Genomic DNA, 20523 nt, shown 5'->3' with positions numbered 1-20523 from the left:
TCTTATATACACTATAAGTGTATATAAAACTAATTTCATAAAATTTTACCAAATTAAAGAGTAAACAAGCAAATTGCAAAAATTGTTAAACTATGTTTAGCAAAGCTAAAATAAAAGAGCAAGCTTTTAACTTTTATAGCTTGCTCATAGTATTAAAAGTTTTAATTTGCAAATGGATTGAGTGAATTTAAAACACAATAAAATATTCTACTTCAGTACAATAATGAGATTAATTGTCCTAAAGTTTCTTCAAAATTGTTTGCAATTTCAATTGTAATTGAGTTAACTTCATTATTAAAACTTGATAAATAATTAACAAAAGTTTGATAAGTTTCATCTTTAATTTGATTAATTGATAAGTTTTGAAACTTGTCAATTAAGTCATCATTTTCAAGGTTTGAAGATAACTGATAATCAAAGAATCTTTGTTTAATTAAACCAAAAGTAACAAATTTATTTCCCTTTCCTGAAAGTAATGGCTGAGTATAAGTTGCAATTTGCTGTGGAAAGTTTATTGATGTGCTGATTGTTTTAATTTGCTTAGTTGTATTATTGAATTGATTTGCAAATCAAGCGAAATAATTATTTAAAAATGAATCATATGAAACAAAAATATTAGCAAATCCATCTTCTTTGTTTTTGAGAACACTTTCATTGATTAATAAAGCTAATTCAAGTGCTCTATTGAAATAAACATCAGGATTAAGAATATTTTTTGAAGCTTCAACATAACCATGAATAACTTTTTGAATATTAATCCCCTGAAGTGACATAATCAATAATCCAATTTCGCTTAATACACTATATTCTGGATGGACATCATTTGAAACAAATAAAATATTGTTGCTTGCAAATTTAAATTTGCTTAAGTTTGAAAAATTAGTTTTGCTACCTACATAAAACATATGATTTTTGATCATAAATTCATTTGAATGTTGCTCAAAAATATTTGTAATGTATGAAATTCATTCATTTTCATAATCACTATTTCCGGTTTCATTTAAAAACATAAAACCAACATTATCGCCAATTCCATTTTTAAAAGTTTGAATTAACTGTTCAATTTTATTAATTGGAATTGATGGATTAATAAAGATTAATTCAATTTTCTTATCCTTATTAATATCGATTTGTCCAAAAATAAATTCCATTGCAGCTTTAATTGAAAGTTCAATTGTTTTAGAAGTTCAAATAATTAACTTAGAAATATTTGTTGAATATAAATTGTTGCAAAATTGAATTATTTTATCTACACCGTTGAGCCCAAAGTTTAATGCAATATCATCGAAACCTAAATACGATGAACCATCAAAATTTAAAGATTTAATTTTATCGATTACTTCTGAAGCTTGCTTTTGTTGAATTTGTAACTCGTGTTGAGATTGAAAATAATTTTTCTTAATTGAAATTACTTGCATTTAACTACTTATTCTTATGATTATTATTTTTATTGTCGTATTTCTTATTTTCAACAAAATAACTATTTGTGTAATTAATTAAATTTCTAAATCCATTTTTTGTCGCTTTTAGTTCATTGTAATATTTTTCTCTTTTGTAAAAGTCTTTCCCTTGATGGTTTGGATGATTTTTCTTAAATGAACCTAAACCTTGTTTTTTATTGTTATCAAAATTTAAAACAATAAAGTTGATAATGTCGCCAATTAAAAATAAATCTGACATTTGGTGATGTGTAAAATCTGTAATGTCTTTTCTGTAAATCAAAAATGAATTACCATATTTGTCGTGAAGTTTTATAAACTTTGAACCTGATGTAATTATTTTTGCTGAAGCAACGTCGCCAGTTTTGTAGCCTAAAAATGATTGTGAATTTTCTTTTCTTGAAACTTTTAAATTTTGCTTATTAATATTTTTTTTAAGTAGTGTATTCATAATTATTTATTATTATAAATAATTTATTTTTTTATGTATGAAACTAAAAGGACTATGGCATAGAAATAAAAAGTTTTAAGTTGCATAAAAAAATAAGCTATACAGCTTAAATTTCTTTTTTGACTTTAACTAATTCAATTTTTGAATTTAGCAATTCTTGCTCTAGTTCTTTAATATTTTCAAGTTCATTTTCAAGTCTTAAAGCTTCCTGGATTGTAGGTTTTGTAACTGGTTCTTTAGGCGCAAATAGTTCACAAGTTTCATTAGCTTTAATAATTGAAATATTTTCTGTACCGATTTTTCTAGCAATATCAATAATATCATTTTTATCGTATGTTAATAATGGACGTAAAATTTGCATTCTTGTCGCTTCTCCAATTGTTGATAATGATTCAATTGTTTGAGATGCAACTTGGCCTAAATTATCACCATTTGAAATTGCTTGTTGATTATATTTTTGTGCTATTTGCTCAGCTATACGGTAAAAACTTCTTCTCATTAAAGTGATTTTGTATGATTCTTTTGAAACAAATGAAATGTAGTTCATTAAGTGTGAGTAATCTGCTATCAATAAGTTTGATGTTACTTGATATTTATTTAAAACTTTAACCAAATTTGTAATTTTTTCTACAGTTCTAATATCTGTTTGAGGAGGTGTGATAAAGGTTAAAAAGTCAACTTTGAGTCCTCTTTTCATCATTTGTCAAGCAGCGACTGGAGAATCAAAACCACCAGAAATAAGGTGGAGAACTTTACCTGACACTCCTACAGGTAAACCTCCTAAACCTTTAGTGTAATCAGAGAAAATGTAAGTTTTTCCGTTTCTAACTTCAACATAAAAAGTTTGGTCAGGATTATGCACATCAACTTTAAGATTTGTGTTTTTTAAGACTACACCACCTAGGTAATTGTTAATTTGGTCTGATGAGAATTCAAACTTTTTGTAATTTCTTCTAGCAGCAATTTTAAAAGTTTTTGAATCAGGTCTAATTGATGATAAAACTGCATTTGCGAAAACTTCCATATTATTTTCAACAACCATAACAGGTGAGTATGAACTGATTCCGAATACATAATTTAAGTTATTCATATTTTCTTCTGAATAAGGTAAATACATTCTGTCAAATTCAACTTCTGGAGTTACACCAACAATGTGTTTAATATTAATTGCAAGTTGATTAATAAACTGTTTTCTGTTTTTCTTTTTCAGCACTAACTCGCCGTAACGAATCAAAATTTTACTGTACATATTTCTCCTTTATTAAAAACTTTTTAAGTGCTAAATAAGCATTTTTATAATTATTTTCTTCTTTAATTACATTCTCTATACTTTTGCTAATATCAATGTAATTAGCAAAAGTTTCTTGATTATTTATAAATGAGTCATTTCTTTGAAGTTCTAATCTTATATTGTTATAGATTTCTTTGTATTTTGCGTTGAGCGAAATCTCTTTAATTAAAACGGCTAATTTACTAATGAATTCATCTCAAATCGTCTTAATTTTATTTCAGGACTTTTGTTTTTTGAAATTTCTTTCATATAAATAAATTAATTCAGTTCTTAATTTATTTATTTTTGGATCATTTGGAATTTCAGGATGGTAAATGCAAGATAAATAGGTATCAATAGCTTCATCAATTTGAATTTGAAAATTATCATTTAGATCTTTTAATTCTTTATATTTTGATTCAATAACTACATTAGTTTTTTCATAATTTTCATATTTAACAACTAAATCTTGAACTAATGTTTGGATGTTTTTTAATGATTTATTTTCAAAAGATTGTTTGATTTTGTCAAATGTGTTCTTTACTGATTCATAATTTTTTTGTTGAATACTATTTGGTGCAAGTATGTTTTTGTGAGTTTTATTCAATTTAGAATATAAATCACGAATAATTGGAATTGTTTGATCAATGAAATCTTTAATAGAAAACATTGAATTAACAAGGTTGACTAATTTGTAAAAAGTTCTATAAACTGACTTGATATTTGCATCTAAAGTTTCAGCAGTATTTTTACCTTTAATAGCTGATTGAAGTGCTGTAGTTTTATCCTTTAACTCTATTAATTTGCCTTTAATTTGCTCGTTATTTTTATTTTTTATCGCTTGCTCAAGCACTTTTGGTAGAGATTCAAAAAGTGAATACTCAATATTTTTTGATGCAAAAATGATTTTTGTATAGTTCTTCAATTCTTCTTTTCTCTTTGTTATGTTTTCAAGAGCTCTTAAGAAATCAGCTTTAACTTTAAGATCGTCAATTAATGTGATTTGAATTGATAATTCAGCTAATTTGTTTTGAAGATTTTCATATTGATTAGGTATTGCTTTCTCATAACTTTTAAGCTTTCCATTTAAAAAGTCCCTAATCTCCAGGATTGTTGAAGTGATTTCATCAATGTTGTTTCAGTTCTTTGAATAGTCATCTGAAATTTTGTTAAATTCTATTTGTTTTTTAGAAACTTCTTTTTGTTGTTGTTTAATTGCTTTATATTTTTTGTAAGATTTAACTTTTTGTTTTTCAACCAGCAATTCATCAAGTTCAGAAAGTTTAACTGAAATTTCTTGATTTATAGTTTCAATACTTTGTTTCACTTCAATCAATGAATTAAGCATATTCGCAAGCTCGTGATTAAAATAAGTCGTTGTTTTAACTTTTGAATATAAAGATTGATTTTGATGATTTTGTTTAGTTATCGCATCTTTTGAGCGTATACTAAATTTTTGTAATGATTGTTTAAATAAATTCACAGAAAGCAAGTAGACTAAAAGTAAAAGAAGAATAATTGAAACAATTATTATAAGTATGAACAATACTTTTGCCATAATCTCTTACCTCCTGAGTCTATTATTAAATTTTCTATATTATATTACTTTTAGCTCTAAATGATAGCCTTATCAAGCTGTCTAAAAACTAATTAAAAGCAAAAAAGCAGATAGCTTTTCTATCTACTTTTAATTTAAAAATTCAATACTATTTGTAAGCTAATTTTTCTTCATACATTTTTTTATCAAATGCTTTGATAAATTCAGTCATTAAATCAATTGTAGCTTGAATATCAACAAGTGAAGCTAGTCCAATTGGACTGTGTAAGTATCTTTGTGGAATTGAAATTGTCATAACTGCAGCACCACCAGGAGCAAATTGTAATTCAGCTGCATCAGTTCCTCCACCCTCAGCAACATATTTGTAAGCTGGAATTTCTTTTGTAGCAGCAATATTTGTTAATACATTAATTAATTTTGGATCTGGCAATGTTCCACCATCTTTAACTAAAAGACTTACTCCTTTACCTAAAACTGGTGTTCCAGGTTTTGCACCTGTTGTATCGTGTGCAGCGCCTGTGTCAACAGCGAAAGCGACATCTGGATTAATGATTGAAACTGATGTTTTAGCACCCCTTGTTCCAACTTCTTCTTGAACTGTTCCCACTAAGTAAACATCACATCCTAATTCTAAATCAGCAATATTATTTGCAATAAATTCTAAAGCAGTCACACCTGCTCTATTGTCCATTGCTTTTCCACCAATAATGTTATTTGCAAAATGAATGGTTTCTCCAGATAAGAAAATTTTGTCCCCAATTTGAATGTGTGCTTCTTCAACTTCTTTTTTAGATCTGAAACCTAAATCAACAAATAAGTCTGACTCTTTAAGTGCAACTGTGATTTTGTCTCTATCCATAATATGGATACTTGTGTGTCCGAATACACCATAAAATCTTTCATTTGTTTTTGACGAAACTACAACTGCTTTTGTTCCAATAACTACAGATGGTCAAACTCCACCAATTGTTGTAACTAATATGTTTCCGTTTTCAGCAATTGATTTAACCATATAACCAACTTCATCCATGTGAGCAGCTAACATAACTTTAGGCGCATTAGCAACTTTGGATTTTTTGAAGAAAATAATTGAGCCAAATGCATCACGTGAAATTTCAAAACCTGGTTTAATGTTTTTTCTTAATTCATCTGCAACTGGTTCTTCAAATCTAGAAATAGCTTCAATTGACATATATTTTTCTAATCTAGAAGCTAATTTTTCATATTTTTTTTCCATACAAACTCCTTATATTTATAGATGTTATAAATTTTATACATTTTTAGCTTTTATTCCACACATAAGCTAATCTTTTTTATGAATATAAGTACTTGCTATTTCATCAAAATACATTTGTAAATATTTCTTCATTTCAGGTGTTAAATTTCTAATTTGATTAAATGATTTACTTAACTTTTCTTGACTATCATTTGAAATTTTATCCTTGCGAATAAAGCACAACTTTCCATTTGTGTCTCAATAAATAAGATTCTGTTTATCATAAATTTCGTGAATATCAGGTGATAAATTTAATAAATTATCTGCATCAGAAATCATCGTTAATGCATCTGTTTTAAATTTATCCGTTAAATCAGTGATGTTTTTGGAAAATCATTTTTCTATTTCATTTCTTATTCTTTCCTTTATTTTGTAAACAGGATAAATATGAGCTCTTTGAATTATTGTATTTTCTTCTAAATTAAATGATTGAATTGATTCAGCAGGAATTGTTTGGACTTTTGATCTAGTTCTTGAAATTTGTTTATCTATTTTATTTTGAATTTCAAATAATGTTTCTAGCGATTTTTTAACTCTTTTGATTTTATTTCTAAATTCTTCTCTAGTTTCATCATCATTAAGACCTTTTGTTTTATTTTCGTATTCAATTGTATGAATTAAATCTTGAATAGGTAAAAATGAATCATTACCACTATTTTTGAAGTAATTAATAAAATCATTTTCATTTTTTAAAGTGCTAAGTAGATTTGTAAAATCATCTTCATTTGCTATAAACCTTTTAAAACTATTGTAATATCAATTGTCTTTAATAATATCCAAATACATAAGTGGATTGTTTTTTAGATTTTCATAACTAGACTTTACTTCGGAACTGTTGGGTTTTGCATAACTGCCTGTTGGATTATTACCTTTTAATATACCAATTAAGTTATTAAAAGTTCCTTTATAATCAAAATTAACATAATAATTCAGAGAAGCCAATTCCTGATTATTTAAAAATAAGATATTTTTGTCATTATTGTTTTCTCTAGGTTCTTGTTTTAAACTGTTGCCGATAAGTGAAAATAATTTTTCCCTACATTTAAATGTGGTGGTTTTATCCTTAAATCATCTTGCAGTAGTTTTTAAATCTAAGGATGTACCTGCAAGAAATTTTATATATCAATAAATTAATAGTCCATTTGAATCAAAAAAACAATAGATTTTTGCATTAAAATGATTTTTGCTGTTTTCCTTAGAAAATACGTTTAAAATGCTATAAATTTTAATTTGTTTTTTTAAATTTACAAATTCACTAGATTTAAAATTCATAATAATTAAAAATATTTTTTAATAACTTCATTAAATATATCTTCTAAAACTTCAACAGATATGCTGTTTCCGGCTGTAAAAATCATTTTATTTTCATTAACTAAACCGGTTTGACGAACCTTTAATGCATCAACTTTGTTGAATCCCATATATAGATACGCTTCTTCTGAATTCATTAAAACTAATTTGTCTTCTTCTAATAAAAATTTAAGTCTTGCATTTGCACCAGAAGCAGTCAATGTAGGACCTTTGTGGTCTGTTTTATAAATGTAAGATTCGCTATTGAAATTAGTGTACCCCAATAATCTAGACTTATTGATTTTGTTTTTAGTTAACGTAAATGGTGTCTTTTTGTATAAAGTTAATAATTTTGTCAGATCGATATGAACAGCATTTTCATCGATGATTTGATTAAGCATTAAGTTTTTTTCATTCTTTTGAATGAATTCAAAATCTTCGCCATCCAAAATAGAAACCATAAAAACTCTTTCTCTGTTTTGAGCCGAACCTGAATCAACTGCATTTAAAACTTTTCAATAACTTTTATAACCCAATGTTTCCAATGCATCTATTCATTTGAGAAAATCGTTTTTGAATTTAGATGAAACCAATGCTTTAACGTTTTCTAATAATAAGACCTTAGGTAATCTATCTAAATTATTTTTAAGAATTCTTTCAATTTCATACAATAACCCTGATCTTGTATTTTCGTTAATTCCTCTTTGTTTACCTTGCTGTGATAAATCTTGACAAGGGAATGAATAAGTAAAAATATCTATGCTTTTAGGTAAAGTGTTATAAGCAGTAATGTCTGTACCGCTCTCTCTCTCTCTCTCTCTCTGAAGCCGTATCTTTCACTCATATAGTCATTATCAACATATGAATAAAGATAAGAGAATAAATTTCTTAATTTATTTTCTGGCATTCTCGTAAAGTATTTTTTATTAACTGGTTTTTTGGAGTCGGCAGAAAAAAGATACTTGTTTAATTTATCAAGCATTTCTTCTTTAGTCAACTTATTTTCTGGTTCTAATATACCGTAGTGAATACTTAAATACGATACAATCGCATCAATATAAAAATCACATGTTCCTAGTGATTTAACTGTAAAATTCAATTTCTTAGATATATTTTTTAATGCTTTGTATTGCGAACCTATTCCTGCGAACATTTCGAATAATGTAATTTCTTTTTTCATGATTTTTTTATTTTAACGGAATTAGAGAAGCATAATTAATAAGTTAAAATATTTTTTTAATTGAGTTAAGAAAATCTATTTTTTATATTATAATATTTTTAAATTATTGGGGCAGTACTCAAGAGGCTGAAGAGGCGGTCCTGCTAAGACTGTAGTGGTGGCAACACCAGCGGAGGTTCGAATCCTCTCTGCTCCGCCAATTGTTAACAAATCACTCTTTGAGTGTTTTTTTATGCACTTTTTTACTACTTTGTACATTTTTGAAGAAATTTACTAAATATATGTATGAAAAAGATTAGTTGATTCAATATATTATTAGTAATTATTTGTTTAAGCTCAGGTATTTTCATAAGTGTTGTTAAATTTACAGAAATAAAACAAACAAAGAAAATAGATGACGAACTAAATAAGCAAAAGAAAATTTATAAATATACAGTAGCTGGTAATGTATTATTTCCTGCTACATTTGAATCAGATAAGCCTTTATCATATAGAGATGTTTTTAATAAAGTAAAGCTTAAAACAAGTTCAGATATAAGTAATTACAACCTAGATGATTTAGCAACTACATCTTGTGTCATTAATGTCGGTTTAAGAAAATACAAAATAAAATGGGGAGAAATCAAAGATGTTGAGACTTTAAAATGATTAGGTTTAAACTCAAGAGTTGCAAAGTTAATTTATAAACATCGCGAAAAGAATGAAAGTTTACACTCATGACGAGAATTGCTAGATATAAAAGGAATTTCTACTCGCACTATAGAATACTTACAAACGGTTATAGAATTAACTTAAGATGGTTTAATTTCTTTTTAATTTTATCTGTATTTTGTTTATTGCTAGTCACTTCTGATTTAATTTTATTAGTATATTTAATTCCACTCTTTATTTTTTCCATTATTTTAAAAAGAAATGACTTCGTAATTTTGTTAGCAATATTATTGACATTTTTGATATTTTTTAATCTTAAGCATATTATTATAAACGCCTGATTTTACAGTAATAAAGGTGTCTCCGAAACTTACACAGTGATTGATATGTCGGATAAAGCTCTTTATGTTGAGGATAAATTTATGAACAAATTTATACTCAACAGGTCTGAATTAAAATCTGTTAAAGACCAAATAACTATCTATTCAAAAATATTTATTTTAGGAACATTGAAAGAAGTTAAAGAAAAATCAAATTACTTGCTAGCTAATGAAATTGATTTTTTAATTAAACCTAACAAAGTTATTGTTGTTAATAATTGATTCAGTTTAAGACATATGTTTTATAACCATTTTCTAAATAAAAATAAAGCATATTCTGATTTTATTTTCCCATTAATTTTTGGTATAAACACATCTACAAATAACGAAACATTAACTACCTTAAAAGAAATGGGAGTAGTTCATTTAATGATTGTTAGCGGTCTACACCTGGGTACTATTTACATATTCGTTAGAATGATATTTTCAAAATTTGATAAATATGGAATCTTACAAATTCTTATACTTACTATTTATTTTCTATTTTGCAAGAAATCAGTGTCAATCATAAGAACTTATTTATTTATACTTGTCATTCATTTTTGAAAAATATTTAAAAAAGATCAAGAATTGAATGTCGGTTGTCCGTTATTCGTAATAGCATTTTTATTCTTATCTTTTAGACCTTATAGTGTTATGAATTTAGGTTATTGACTATCATATATTTTGACTATCGTTATGTTGAATGTAGATTTGGATAAATTTTGAAAACCTAAAAAATGAAAGCAAAAAGCAGCGAACTTTTTTGGAGGTTATTTCGTACCCTGGTTCATTTCCATATCCATAATTAGTGCATATATAAGAGAAATTAGCTTAATATCTTATGTTTACTCAATTATTTTGACACCAATATTTCAGTTTTTAATTATTTTCTTTACCTTAACTTTACCAATAACTTTTATAGCAGTTCCATTTGCTGAGTTAGCACAATCTTTCATCCAGCTATTATCAAAAACAAATGTTACATATAAGTTTTATTATCAATTTTGATACTACATAATTTATCCATTTGTATACATTTATATTTCCAGATTAATGTTCTTAAAAATGAAAAGATTAGAGAAAGTTAGATCATCTGACTATATAAAACATAGGATAGCTGAACTTGAATTAAGAATGGAGAAATTAGAATATGCAAATTAGTTCAAATAATAAAAATAGAGGGATGTTTTTAGAAAAAATAATCAACAATACTATAGCTTATTTATGACAAGAGAACATTGCATTCATCGAGAAAAAGAGCACTCCTCTTGATATAAAAAATATTCAATCAAAGACTAAAAATAATGTCTTGGGTTCATTTAGAATTAAGAAATCAACGGTGGATTACATAGGTATGTATAATGGTCAATTTATTTGTTTTGAAGCCAAGAGTACAAATAATAATTCACTCACTAAAAAATTATTTAAGAAACATCAAATCGAATATTTAAACCTTATACATAGCAATAAAGGCATTTCTTTTGCTATTGTGTACTTTTCATTATATGATGAGTTCTACAAAATAACTGTTCCAGAATTATTACAATATTTTAAAAATAAAAGTAGTGTCAAATATGAAGAAATAAAAAGAAATTCTAAAAAGTTATTTTTAGAATTTCCTGGATATTTAACATTTTTAAATTAAGCTTTAAAATCTATTAATTCACGTAAGTATTTTGAAGGTGTATATTTAACAACACGTCTTTGTGGAACCACGATAAAATCGGCATCATTTTCTGATTTTTTGAATTTGTTTACCATTTTTCTTTGTGGTTTAACTGTTGTTGAAAAAATTCCTAAATGTGATAATCTAACTTTATCTTCCATGATTAATTGTTCTTTAAGAACGAAAACCATAGCATCGAAAACTCTTTCAACATCTCTTGGTGTCATTTCAGCACGATCTGCAACTTCTAAAATGTATTCTTTTTTAGTCATTTCAATGTCTCCTTTTAAAAGCTTGTAATAACAATATTATAATACAAAAAAACTTTTTTCCACAATTTTTAGGGATAAAAGTAATTATTTTTGTTTGATTGTAGGTTTAACTTTTGTTAAAGCGATCTTATCATAATCTTTGAAGCCAAGTCCATAATACATAGCACCTGCAATTTTGTTACTAAAAAACAAAACAGGTGTTTTTTCTATGTATAGTATCCTTTCGCAAATGTTCATTACACAATCCTTTGCATAGCCTTTCTTTCTTGCTTCAGGAATTGTAAAAACACCTCCGATCATAACTGCATCTTTTGATTGACAGTTAATTGATGCATGTGATAAAACTTTCTCATTTTCATCTTTTAGCACATATCCTCAATATGCACCTTTTTCAAATGATCTTTTTAAGTGTTTAATATCAAGCGTATGTGATGATAGTCCTGCAAATTCAGGAATTAATTTTCTACTTTCAATGATATTTTTCAGATCTGAAATTTTAATCATTGTTGATTTTAAATTGCTTGGTTTCTTAAAATCTTTTTTATTCAAAGTTAAAACATATTGATAAGTAGGGACGATATTATTTCCAATAATTAATGATAATGCATTATTCAATTCGTTATAAAGTTCTTTTTGATAGACAAAGTTCTTGATATTATATTTTTTAACAATATTATCTAAATCTTCGTATTTACCTCTTAATTTTCTTCCGAAAATTAACAATGTATCATGGAATCTATAAAAAATTAAAACAGGTCTCTCATTTACATAATCAATGTAACTATCAATATTTTCGCCTTCTAGACCAAATGTTTCGATATCTGCAATTAACATCATATTAAGGTATTTATCTTGTGTATAAAGGAATTCTAAAATTCTATCTTTATAGTCATTAGTCAACTTTAACATTTTTCTCATATTTTAATTATACTCTTTTGTAATAAAAATAACCAGTGTATACTGGTTAAATAAATCAATTTCTCTTTGTGATTGTTCTCTCGCTAATATAGTTTTTATAGTATGCATTATTGAAAGCAATACCTAAGAACATAAAGTAAACAACTCAGTTTATAAAGAATGCAATTGTAAGGAAGAACCCTACAGGACCACCATATTTGTCATAGTTAATGTGTTGATTAATTGTTTTAAACAATAATACTAATAAAACAATTGGAGTGGTTGATAAAATAGCTCCTTTATAAATGGATTTAATGGTTAACTTAAATGATGGAATAAGTTTGAATAAACCAACTAACATTACAAACACAAAAACAAATGAAATTAATATATAAACAAACGTATTCAATCAAATCGTTCCATTATATTTTTCTGTTATTTTTGTTTCAATGATGATATCGATCGTTGAGAAAAATCAGAATAATATTGATACAAATAAAACTAAGAATAATCCTTTTATTTTATTACCTCAATATGAACCAATTTTATTATGTTTGTAAATGTAGTTATTTGCTGAAATTAACTTTCCATATCCTGTGCTTGATATATATAGTGATGATAAAAATAAGAAAATATTAGGTAGCAATGCTTGTAAATTGAATGCAGATGTACCTTGGTCTTTCATTTGAATGCTTTGTAAGTAGTTTTGCGACCCAGGGATGAATCTTGACATAATAATTGTTATGAAGTTATCTTGGAAATTACTTCCAACTAGATTGTTATAGCCTGGAATAAAACCGAAAAATATGTTTAACAAGAAAACCACATATATTACAGGGACAAATGATATTAATAAGTAAAATGCAGTAGACAATCAAATAAAGTTATATTCACTACTTGTGAATTTACTATATACATTATCCACGACTTTTAAACGTTTTCTATGATCTGATTCATTTCTAACTCAAATCAGTATGCTTGCGAAAAATCTAATCAAGCATTTCTTGATTATAAACTCATAAATCTTTGAGAAAAATGTAAATCTTTCAGGAAAAATTAAGTTTTGATGAAAGGTCTTTTTAGTTTTTTTAGTTACATTTTTAAGTTTTATTAACTTATTATAATCAGTGTTTGCATTAGTTTTTTTGTTTAATAAACTCATTGATTTTTTCTAAAACAATATCATTTGACAACTGTGGATTAACTTGTCCATTAGTTTCTTTCATTAATGCACCAAGTATAAATTTAATAACTCTTTCAGGTCTAGTTTCATATTCATCTAACATTGAAATATTATTTTTAATAATTGTGTCTATATAACTTGCAATAATATTTTTATCTGTTATTTGTTTTAATTTGTGCGCATCTAATAAGTCATTTATGTCACCTTTATAACTTGGTAATAGTGTTATAAGTTTTTTAAGCGACTTACTTGAAATAACTTCTTGATTTAATAATTGTAAACTTTGAACTAAATATTCAGGTTTAATATCAAGATCAATAACGTGTTTATTTTGTGCATTTGCTAATGAAACTACTTCTGAGAAGAAAATTTTTGATAAAGTTTCCTTATTATCATAATCAATAGAATCAAAATAATTAGCTAATGGTATATCATCAATTAAACTGTTAATGTAAATATCTGCAATATTTGCATCTTTATATCTTTTTACTTTTTGGTTTGGAAGTTCATTTAATTTAACATTATCAATAAATGCTTGAGATAACTTGATGATCGGAATGTTTGGATCTGCAAAATATTTGTAATCAACAGAACCTGTTTTAGTTCTCATAACCACGTTTGTGTTAGTTTGATCATCAAAACGTTTTGTTTGTTGTAATATTTCTTCACCTTTAAGAAGTTTTTCTTTTTGAATTTTAATTTCATTATCAATAGCTTTTTTGATGTTAGAAATTGAGTTCATATTTTTTATTTCAACTTTTGTACCGAATTTATCTACACCATAAGGTTTAAGTGAAATATTAATATCGGCTCTTAAGGTTCCTTGTTCTAACTTACCTTCAGAAATATCTAAAAATTGCACAATTTTTCTAATCATATCAACATATAATGCAGCTTCCTCACCACTTCTAATCACTGGGTAAGTAACAATTTCAATTAAAGGGATTCCAGCTCTATTATAATCTAATTTTGTAACTAAATCATCGTGGTGTTGTCTTGCAGTATCCTCTTCAAGGTGAATTCTTTCGATGCCGATTTGTTTTAATCCATCTGAAGTTTGAATTTCTACATAACCATTGCTTCCGATAGGTCTAAAAAACTGTGTAATTTGATAACCTTTTGGTAAATCTGGATAAAAGTAGTTTTTTCTATCAAAATGTAATTCATCATCAATTTGCATATTAAGAGCTTTTGCAAGTTTGATTCCATATTCAACTGCTCTTTTATTAACTTGAGGCAATGTTCCTGGGTAAGCTAAGTCAATTTGGTGTGCTTTTGTATTAGGTTCTGCATTAAAATCAATTCCGGCTGGTGAAAACATTTTTGTTTTAGTTTTTAATTCAACGTGAATTTCAATTCCTATAATAGTTTCAAAATTATTCATTTAAATCTCCTATAAGTTCTTCAAAATATTCTGCATAACCTAATAATTTTTCATCTGAATATAATTTTGTTTCAAGAGCTAAGTTATATGGCATATTTTCATATTCACCTAATGGAATTGTTATTGATGGATGACCTGATAAATTTGCACCAGTTAAAATAAAGTCCATAACACCATTTTTTGATTTATCTTCAAATAATGGAGCAATACCTACATAAGCCGGAAAGATTAAAACATCGCCTTGTGTTTTCAAGTCCTCAAAGTATTTAGCGATAACTCTTCTGGCTTTTTGAGCTTTAATAAAAATTTCTTCTTGATTTTCTGAATATAAAAAGTAACTTCCTAAACTTAATCTCTCTTGAACCATTTTTCCAAATTTTTGACTTCTTGTATTAAACATAACTTCTTCTCAAGAGTTTCCATCAACCCTTGAACCAAAAGCTATTCCATTTAAGTTAGCTAAATTTGAACTAGCTTCAGAGAAAGAAATGATTTTATAAACAATAGAAATTGTGTTTAAAATATCAAAATTTGGTTGAACTAATTTGACTTCTATACCTTGCTCTCTTAATTTTTCGAGTAACTGGTTAAATCTTGCATTCACATAATCTTTTGTTAATGAACTAAAAGCAAGAGCAACTACTGATTTTGGTTTTGTTTTAGTTACATTATTTATTTGAACGTCAACTGAAGTCATATCTTTGTCATCTTTACCAAAAACAGCTTGTGCAGTAATGATTGCATCATTTACATTATGTGTAAAGTAAGCGACTGTATCCAATGATGAAGCATAAGCAAACATTCCATATCTACTAATCGCACCATATGATGGTTTAAATCCTACTAAACCATTGAATGAAGCAGGTAATCTAACACTATCTCCAGTATCTGAACCTAAGGCAATACCTATATTTTTTGCCATTGTTGCAGCTGAACCTGATGAAGAACCACCAACATAACGTTTAGCATCTTTAGGGTTAACTATTAAACCATAAGCGCTATGAGTTCCTGTACCTCCTAAAGCTAATTCATCATTATTGACCTTAGCAACCGGAATTGCACCCTTTTGTGAAAGTCTTTCAACAACAGTAGCATTGTAATAAGGTTTGAAGTTTTCTAAAATCTTACTTGAAGCTCTAGTGATTTTATCTTCTGTTGCAAAAACATCTTTGATAGTTAAAACAACACCATTGAGTAGATTGTTTGAATTTGAAACTTGTTCTGATTTTTCATATAAGCAGCTAACTGCATTATTCTTATCATTTTGAAGTTCACTGTATGCAGCTTCAAAATTACCTTTATTTAAAAATTCTCTACTCATTATTTAACCACCTTTGTAAGTAAAATAAAGTCACTATCTTTTTCTTTTGCATTATCTAAAATGTTTTCTTTTGAAACTGAATAACTCATATCTTCAACATCCTCACGTAGGAGTTCTAAAATAGGCTGCTCATTAATTCTTTCCATTGGTTTTACATTTAATAAATCGAGTTTGTCAAGAAGTTTAATTCCATCTTGAATGTCTTTTCAAATTAACAAAATTTGTTCTTGAACTTCTTTAGTAGGTTCAAACATTAATGATTTAACTATTTGGTTTAATTTTTCAATATCTAATTTTTCCATAATTAACCTTTCTTTCAATTAGGTAAGCAATATAACTCTAAATCATTTAAATAGCTTAAATTATTCTTCATATTTTTATATTTAACATAATATGAATGCAACATTAATCTAGTTTCTTTTTTACCACTATACTTTTTGTCACCGTAAATAGGAAAACCTAAATTTGATAAAGTCACACGAATTTGGTGCTTTCTACCTGTTTTAATTTGTGCAATTTTTCGATTTTTTTCTGAATAAAATAAAGTTGTTGCTTGTTTAGCATCTCTTATATTACTTTTTGCAACTTTCATTTTTTTATTTGATTCATCTTTGTAAATTCAATTGTTAACTACAAAAGGTTTATGTTCAGAAAAGTTATCTAGCTTAATATCACTGATGAAAATATATTTTTTAATGATGAATTCACTATTATCATTCAATTGTCTAGCGGCCTCATAAGTTTTAGCATAAGTGATGATCCCACTTGTTTCTTTATCCAAACGACCGACGTGAGTTGGTTTAAAACTATCAGTAGGCACATAGTTTAAATATGATAAAACTTGTTCATCTAATGAATCGTCTTCATCGTGGACTGAAATTCCAGTCGCTTTATTTAAAACTAAAATATTTTCATCTTCATATAAAACTTTCAAATTAACTGGAGTTGATTTTTTAACTTCATATTCTTGTTGCAAATCAGATTCGCTTAAACCATAGATAGTGATAGCATCATTCTCATTTACAATTTGATTTTTTTGAATTTTTCTTAATCCATTTATTTTAATTTCATTTTTCCTAAATAACTTTTCAACAAATCCTTTACTTAAATTAGGGAAATATTTTTGAATAAGTTTTAAGATTGTTCTTCCTGAATCATTTAATGTTGCTTTTATTTCTATCATTTCCACCTGCTTTATTAATGTAATTATATTTTTTTATTTTATTAAATAAAATAAAAAATGTAATATCAATACTTTTAGTTAAAACATATTTTGTACCCTCTAATAAGGTATTGAATAACATACAAAATGGATATTAAAATTGCTAAAAATATAGTCTACAAGGCTTAAATGAAAGCTATATATTTTATGTAAATTAAATTTAATTTATATAAAGGGGACGAATTAAACTTAGAAAATTATTAATTTTATCAGGTGTTTTAGAACCTACTATGACTATCACAGGATTTGCTGCATCATGTTCTTAAACAGAACCAGAAGATAAAATCACATATGAAGAAAGAACACAATTTAATGCAGTATTCCAATCAGCTTATTCTCAATTACCTGAGAATAGTGTTATAGACACATTACCTTCACAAATAGCAAGCAAAAATAGAGAAATCAAATCAATATGTGAGACTTGATTGAATAAGTTAAAATCTTCTCAAGCAATTTCTAGAAAAGGAATTCTGGAGTCTTCTAAGAAAATATATGAAATAAGTTTAGCAGCTACTTCAGTTTTAATTCCTTTGTGAAAATATTTTAATATGAAACGAATAAAGCATACTCTTTGTTCGTTTTAGTCGCTTTTATTAGAAAAAATAAAAATTACTATCACTAAATTTGTGATAGTAATTTTGTATCTTGAATATAATTATTCTTCTCTTTGACTTCCGAATAAGTCAAAGTCTTCATTTTCGTCTTCTACACCTTCTACATAGTTAAATTCAGTCATTTTAGGCAAGTCCCTCATACTTGTTAATTTGAAGTGATCATAGAATTTGTTTGTTACTCCATATAAAACAGGGTTACCTGGTGTAGGAGAAATCCCGACTTCTTCAATAACACCTTTCATTAAAAGTGTATTAACAACTTGATCAGATGCAACACCTCTAATTGATGCAATTTGGCCTTTTGTAACTGGTTGTTTGTAAGCAATGATACCAGCAACTTCGATAGCAGCATTTGATAATCTTTGTTTTTTAACAACTGAAACCATTTTTGTAACATAATCTTTGAATGTTTCTCTAGTTGCTAATTTGTAAACATCATTGAAGTTAACTACTTTAAGCGCTCTTTCTAAGTCATTAAACTCTCTTAAGAAATCTTGCATTACTTTTTTAGCTTCAGCTAAAGTAGCTAGTGAGAAAATGTCTTTAACTTGTTCTAAGTTAAGTCCATCATCTCCTTGAATGTATAATAGTGCTTCTAAAATTTTATTTTTCATCGTAAAGTTCTCCTCTAATAATTGAGATTTCTTCAAATTCTTTTTCTTGAATTATTTTTAAATATTGTTCTTTAGCTAAAACTAATACAGCAAGCAATGTAACAACAAAGTGTCCCATACTTGGTTGTGAAAAGACCATTTGGAAAGTTAATTTTTCATGTTTTCTAAGTAACTCTTTAATCATTCCATATTGATCAGATGGTGATAGTTTAAATGTTTCTAATTTTGCTGTTCTAAGCTTTTGAGCATAAACTCTTTCAAACATTTTTCTTAAAACAGCAATTAATTTAACTGGGTTAGAATGACCGTCTAACCTAGTGTCATTGGTATCAACGATAAATTCATCAACATTTGATGGATCTTTGATGAAAATATCTTGTCTATCTAATTCATATGTTTTAAGAGCTTCTTTAATTGATTTAAATTGTTCATATTCAGCTAACTGTCTCAAAATTTGTCTTTTATCTTCTTCAATTTCTTCAGGAATTTCTTGTCCTGGTTCTTGTATTGCCATAGCTGCTTTGATTTTAAGTAATGTGGCAGCCATAACTAAATAATCAACAGCTAAATCAATATCTTGCTCTTTTAATTGAGAAATAATTTCTAAATATCTATCTGCTATTTCTACTAAGTTAATTTCATTAATACTGATCTTTTTATCTTTAACTAATGCAAGTAATAAATCTAATGGTCCATCAAAATTAAACTTTTCAACTTTAAAGCTATATTCTGAATCGTAATTTGTGTAATTAGTTTTCATCTTTTTCCTTCAATAATTCTGACTCAATTAAGCTTTTAACTCTTTCTGCTAATTTTGATGTTTCTTGATTCATGAATGTAGATGGTTTTAATGCTGGTAAAAATTTAACAGTAACTTGTTGTCTTTGCTTTTTGTGCACACTATCAGAACCTAAAGAGTTGATTATTACAGTAGGGATAATTGCCATATAATCTTTCTGTGCAACTCTAAATGCACCAGCTTTAAACTCACCTAAACCTTCACTTTTCACTCTTGTTCCCTCAGGGAAAATTACACCATATGTTTTTTGAACTTTAACAAATGCACCGAAATCACCCAATGCATTTAAACTGTTTTTAATACTCTTTCTATCAATAAAAACAGTATCTAAAAGTGACAAAGTATCTTTAACTATTTTTTTCTTTTGTAGCTCGCTCTTAGCTAAAAAAGTAGGTATCATAGCTTTAGCACCTTGTTCATATGATTGTTGTTCTGTAGCTTTCATTAAGATTAAAGAATCAAAGTTTGACTTATGGTTAGCTACTAATAACACAGAACCATTTTGTGGCAGGTTTTCATATCCTTCAATTTTTACATCCACATTGTAAAGATTTAGCATTTTTTTAGAAAGTTTGAGTAAGAAAGCATATCTTTCGATTGATTTACTTGTTTCAGGTGATTTTCTATATTTTCAAGCTTTTCATTTAATTAAAAAGTATCTGAATAATCAAACTGGTGAAAATAAAATCATCTTAAAAATTACATTTACATTATATTTTTTCATTTTTCTCCTTAGAAATAGCAACGGAAATAACTAAATTATCAACATATGTGATAGAAATACAGAAGTTTTTAAATTCTCAAATATTGTTTTTTTTAACTAAATCAATATTGCGAAAATCGATGTAGCTATTATCAATTTTGTAAATAGATTCTTTAATAGCTCATGCTCTGGCAAGAAATTTAGCTTTCAAATTTTGATCAGTTATTTGGTTATATTCTGCTAATTCATGCGTTGATAAAACTCTATTTATAAAAGATGTTTTTTTATTAATAAATCTATTAATATTAGTTGCATCCACACCTATTTTGAACATGTTTTATATTATATAAAATTATTTGATAAAAGGAGTA

The 20523-nt window shown here is 26.6% G+C and carries 22 protein-coding genes and 1 tRNA gene; 4 read left to right on the top strand and 19 right to left on the bottom strand.

Annotated elements, in window-relative coordinates; genetic code table 4:
- Positions 1-161: 161 nt before the first annotated feature.
- From NPA13_RS01185 to dcm_N, 8 genes are all read right to left on the bottom strand, one after another.
- On the bottom strand, positions 162-1418 hold the full coding sequence (locus tag NPA13_RS01185) for a hypothetical protein (RefSeq protein ID WP_257089558.1): 1257 nt from the start codon (positions 1416-1418) through the stop codon (positions 162-164).
- 4 nt (positions 1419-1422) lie between these two features.
- Complete coding sequence (locus tag NPA13_RS01180) at positions 1423-1890, bottom strand: RNA-binding protein (protein ID WP_257089556.1); 468 nt, start codon at positions 1888-1890, stop codon at positions 1423-1425.
- A 106-nt stretch (positions 1891-1996) separates the two neighbouring features.
- Positions 1997-3139 (bottom strand): tRNA uracil 4-sulfurtransferase ThiI, encoded by a 1143-nt coding sequence (gene thiI / locus NPA13_RS01175; protein WP_257089554.1) that lies wholly within the window; start codon positions 3137-3139, stop codon positions 1997-1999.
- On the bottom strand, positions 3129-4718 hold the full coding sequence (locus NPA13_RS01170; protein ID WP_257089552.1) for a hypothetical protein: 1590 nt from the start codon (positions 4716-4718) through the stop codon (positions 3129-3131). The genes thiI and NPA13_RS01170 overlap by 11 nt, the downstream gene beginning before the upstream one ends.
- A gap of 148 nt (positions 4719-4866) precedes the next feature.
- Entirely contained in the window at positions 4867-5955 is a 1089-nt protein-coding gene (locus tag NPA13_RS01165) for a M42 family peptidase (protein ID WP_257089550.1), read from the bottom strand.
- A gap of 66 nt (positions 5956-6021) precedes the next feature.
- Positions 6022-7266 (bottom strand): MAG4270 family putative restriction endonuclease, encoded by a 1245-nt coding sequence (locus NPA13_RS01160; RefSeq protein WP_257089548.1) that lies wholly within the window; start codon positions 7264-7266, stop codon positions 6022-6024.
- 5 nt (positions 7267-7271) lie between these two features.
- Positions 7272-8039 carry a DNA cytosine methyltransferase gene (locus NPA13_RS01155; RefSeq protein ID WP_257089772.1) on the bottom strand — a complete coding sequence of 256 codons (768 nt, stop codon included), beginning with the start codon at positions 8037-8039 and terminating at the stop codon, positions 7272-7274.
- Between the two features lie 2 nt (positions 8040-8041).
- Positions 8042-8464 (bottom strand): DNA (cytosine-5-)-methyltransferase N-terminal subunit, encoded by a 423-nt coding sequence (gene dcm_N, locus NPA13_RS01150; RefSeq protein ID WP_257089546.1) that lies wholly within the window; start codon positions 8462-8464, stop codon positions 8042-8044.
- A 108-nt stretch (positions 8465-8572) separates the two neighbouring features.
- On the opposite strand from dcm_N, the gene NPA13_RS01145 reads away from it, so the two are divergent.
- The 4 genes from NPA13_RS01145 to recU all read left to right on the top strand — a co-directional run bounded on the left by NPA13_RS01145 (position 8573) and on the right by recU (position 11122).
- Positions 8573-8663 (top strand) — tRNA-Ser (locus tag NPA13_RS01145).
- An 86-nt stretch (positions 8664-8749) separates the two neighbouring features.
- Positions 8750-9259, top strand: coding sequence for an MAG0490 family ComEA-like DNA-binding protein (locus NPA13_RS01140; RefSeq protein ID WP_257089544.1), 510 nt, complete (start codon positions 8750-8752; stop codon positions 9257-9259).
- A gap of 278 nt (positions 9260-9537) precedes the next feature.
- Positions 9538-10638, top strand: coding sequence for a ComEC/Rec2 family competence protein (locus tag NPA13_RS01135; RefSeq protein ID WP_257089542.1), 1101 nt, complete (start codon positions 9538-9540; stop codon positions 10636-10638).
- Positions 10628-11122: a Holliday junction resolvase RecU gene (gene recU, locus NPA13_RS01130; RefSeq protein WP_257089540.1), complete on the top strand. Its 495-nt coding sequence runs from the start codon at positions 10628-10630 to the stop codon at positions 11120-11122. The genes NPA13_RS01135 and recU overlap by 11 nt, the downstream gene beginning before the upstream one ends.
- Here recU and NPA13_RS01125 read toward each other — a convergent pair.
- From NPA13_RS01125 to NPA13_RS01075, 11 genes are all read right to left on the bottom strand, one after another.
- Complete coding sequence (locus NPA13_RS01125; protein WP_257089537.1) at positions 11119-11415, bottom strand: HU family DNA-binding protein; 297 nt, start codon at positions 11413-11415, stop codon at positions 11119-11121. The two genes, recU and NPA13_RS01125, sit on opposite strands and share 4 nt — an antisense overlap.
- 84 nt (positions 11416-11499) lie before the next feature.
- Positions 11500-12333 carry a GNAT family N-acetyltransferase gene (locus NPA13_RS01120; RefSeq protein WP_257089535.1) on the bottom strand — a complete coding sequence of 278 codons (834 nt, stop codon included), beginning with the start codon at positions 12331-12333 and terminating at the stop codon, positions 11500-11502.
- A 46-nt stretch (positions 12334-12379) separates the two neighbouring features.
- Positions 12380-13474 carry a YihY/virulence factor BrkB family protein gene (locus NPA13_RS01115; protein WP_257089533.1) on the bottom strand — a complete coding sequence of 365 codons (1095 nt, stop codon included), beginning with the start codon at positions 13472-13474 and terminating at the stop codon, positions 12380-12382.
- Positions 13449-14879 carry an Asp-tRNA(Asn)/Glu-tRNA(Gln) amidotransferase subunit GatB gene (gene gatB / locus NPA13_RS01110; RefSeq protein ID WP_257089531.1) on the bottom strand — a complete coding sequence of 477 codons (1431 nt, stop codon included), beginning with the start codon at positions 14877-14879 and terminating at the stop codon, positions 13449-13451. The genes NPA13_RS01115 and gatB overlap by 26 nt, the downstream gene beginning before the upstream one ends.
- The gene (locus tag NPA13_RS01105) at positions 14872-16200 is read right to left on the bottom strand and encodes an amidase family protein (protein ID WP_257089529.1); all 1329 of its coding nucleotides are present in this window, start codon (positions 16198-16200) and stop codon (positions 14872-14874) included. The genes gatB and NPA13_RS01105 overlap by 8 nt, the downstream gene beginning before the upstream one ends.
- Positions 16200-16502 (bottom strand): glutamyl-tRNA amidotransferase, encoded by a 303-nt coding sequence (locus tag NPA13_RS01100; protein ID WP_257089527.1) that lies wholly within the window; start codon positions 16500-16502, stop codon positions 16200-16202. The genes NPA13_RS01105 and NPA13_RS01100 overlap by 1 nt, the downstream gene beginning before the upstream one ends.
- A 2-nt stretch (positions 16503-16504) precedes the next feature.
- Entirely contained in the window at positions 16505-17383 is an 879-nt protein-coding gene (locus NPA13_RS01095; RefSeq protein ID WP_257089515.1) for an RluA family pseudouridine synthase, read from the bottom strand.
- A 694-nt stretch (positions 17384-18077) separates the two neighbouring features.
- Positions 18078-18650: an SMC-Scp complex subunit ScpB gene (gene scpB / locus NPA13_RS01090; RefSeq protein WP_257089513.1), complete on the bottom strand. Its 573-nt coding sequence runs from the start codon at positions 18648-18650 to the stop codon at positions 18078-18080.
- Positions 18640-19410 (bottom strand): segregation/condensation protein A, encoded by a 771-nt coding sequence (locus NPA13_RS01085; protein WP_257089511.1) that lies wholly within the window; start codon positions 19408-19410, stop codon positions 18640-18642. Before NPA13_RS01085 ends, scpB begins: the two co-directional genes overlap by 11 nt.
- A complete protein-coding gene (locus tag NPA13_RS01080) occupies positions 19400-20173 on the bottom strand; it encodes a 1-acyl-sn-glycerol-3-phosphate acyltransferase (protein WP_257089510.1) in 774 nt (257 codons plus the stop codon). The genes NPA13_RS01085 and NPA13_RS01080 overlap by 11 nt, the downstream gene beginning before the upstream one ends.
- A complete protein-coding gene (locus NPA13_RS01075) occupies positions 20160-20486 on the bottom strand; it encodes a 4'-phosphopantetheinyl transferase superfamily protein (protein ID WP_257089508.1) in 327 nt (108 codons plus the stop codon). The genes NPA13_RS01080 and NPA13_RS01075 overlap by 14 nt, the downstream gene beginning before the upstream one ends.
- Positions 20487-20523 lie beyond the last annotated feature (37 nt).

It is taken from the genome of Mycoplasma sp. 2045 (genome assembly GCF_024582715.1).
Classification (GTDB): Bacteria; Bacillota_I; Bacilli_A; order Mycoplasmatales; family Metamycoplasmataceae; genus Mycoplasmopsis.
This window is presented reverse-complemented; position numbering and strand designations above follow the sequence as displayed.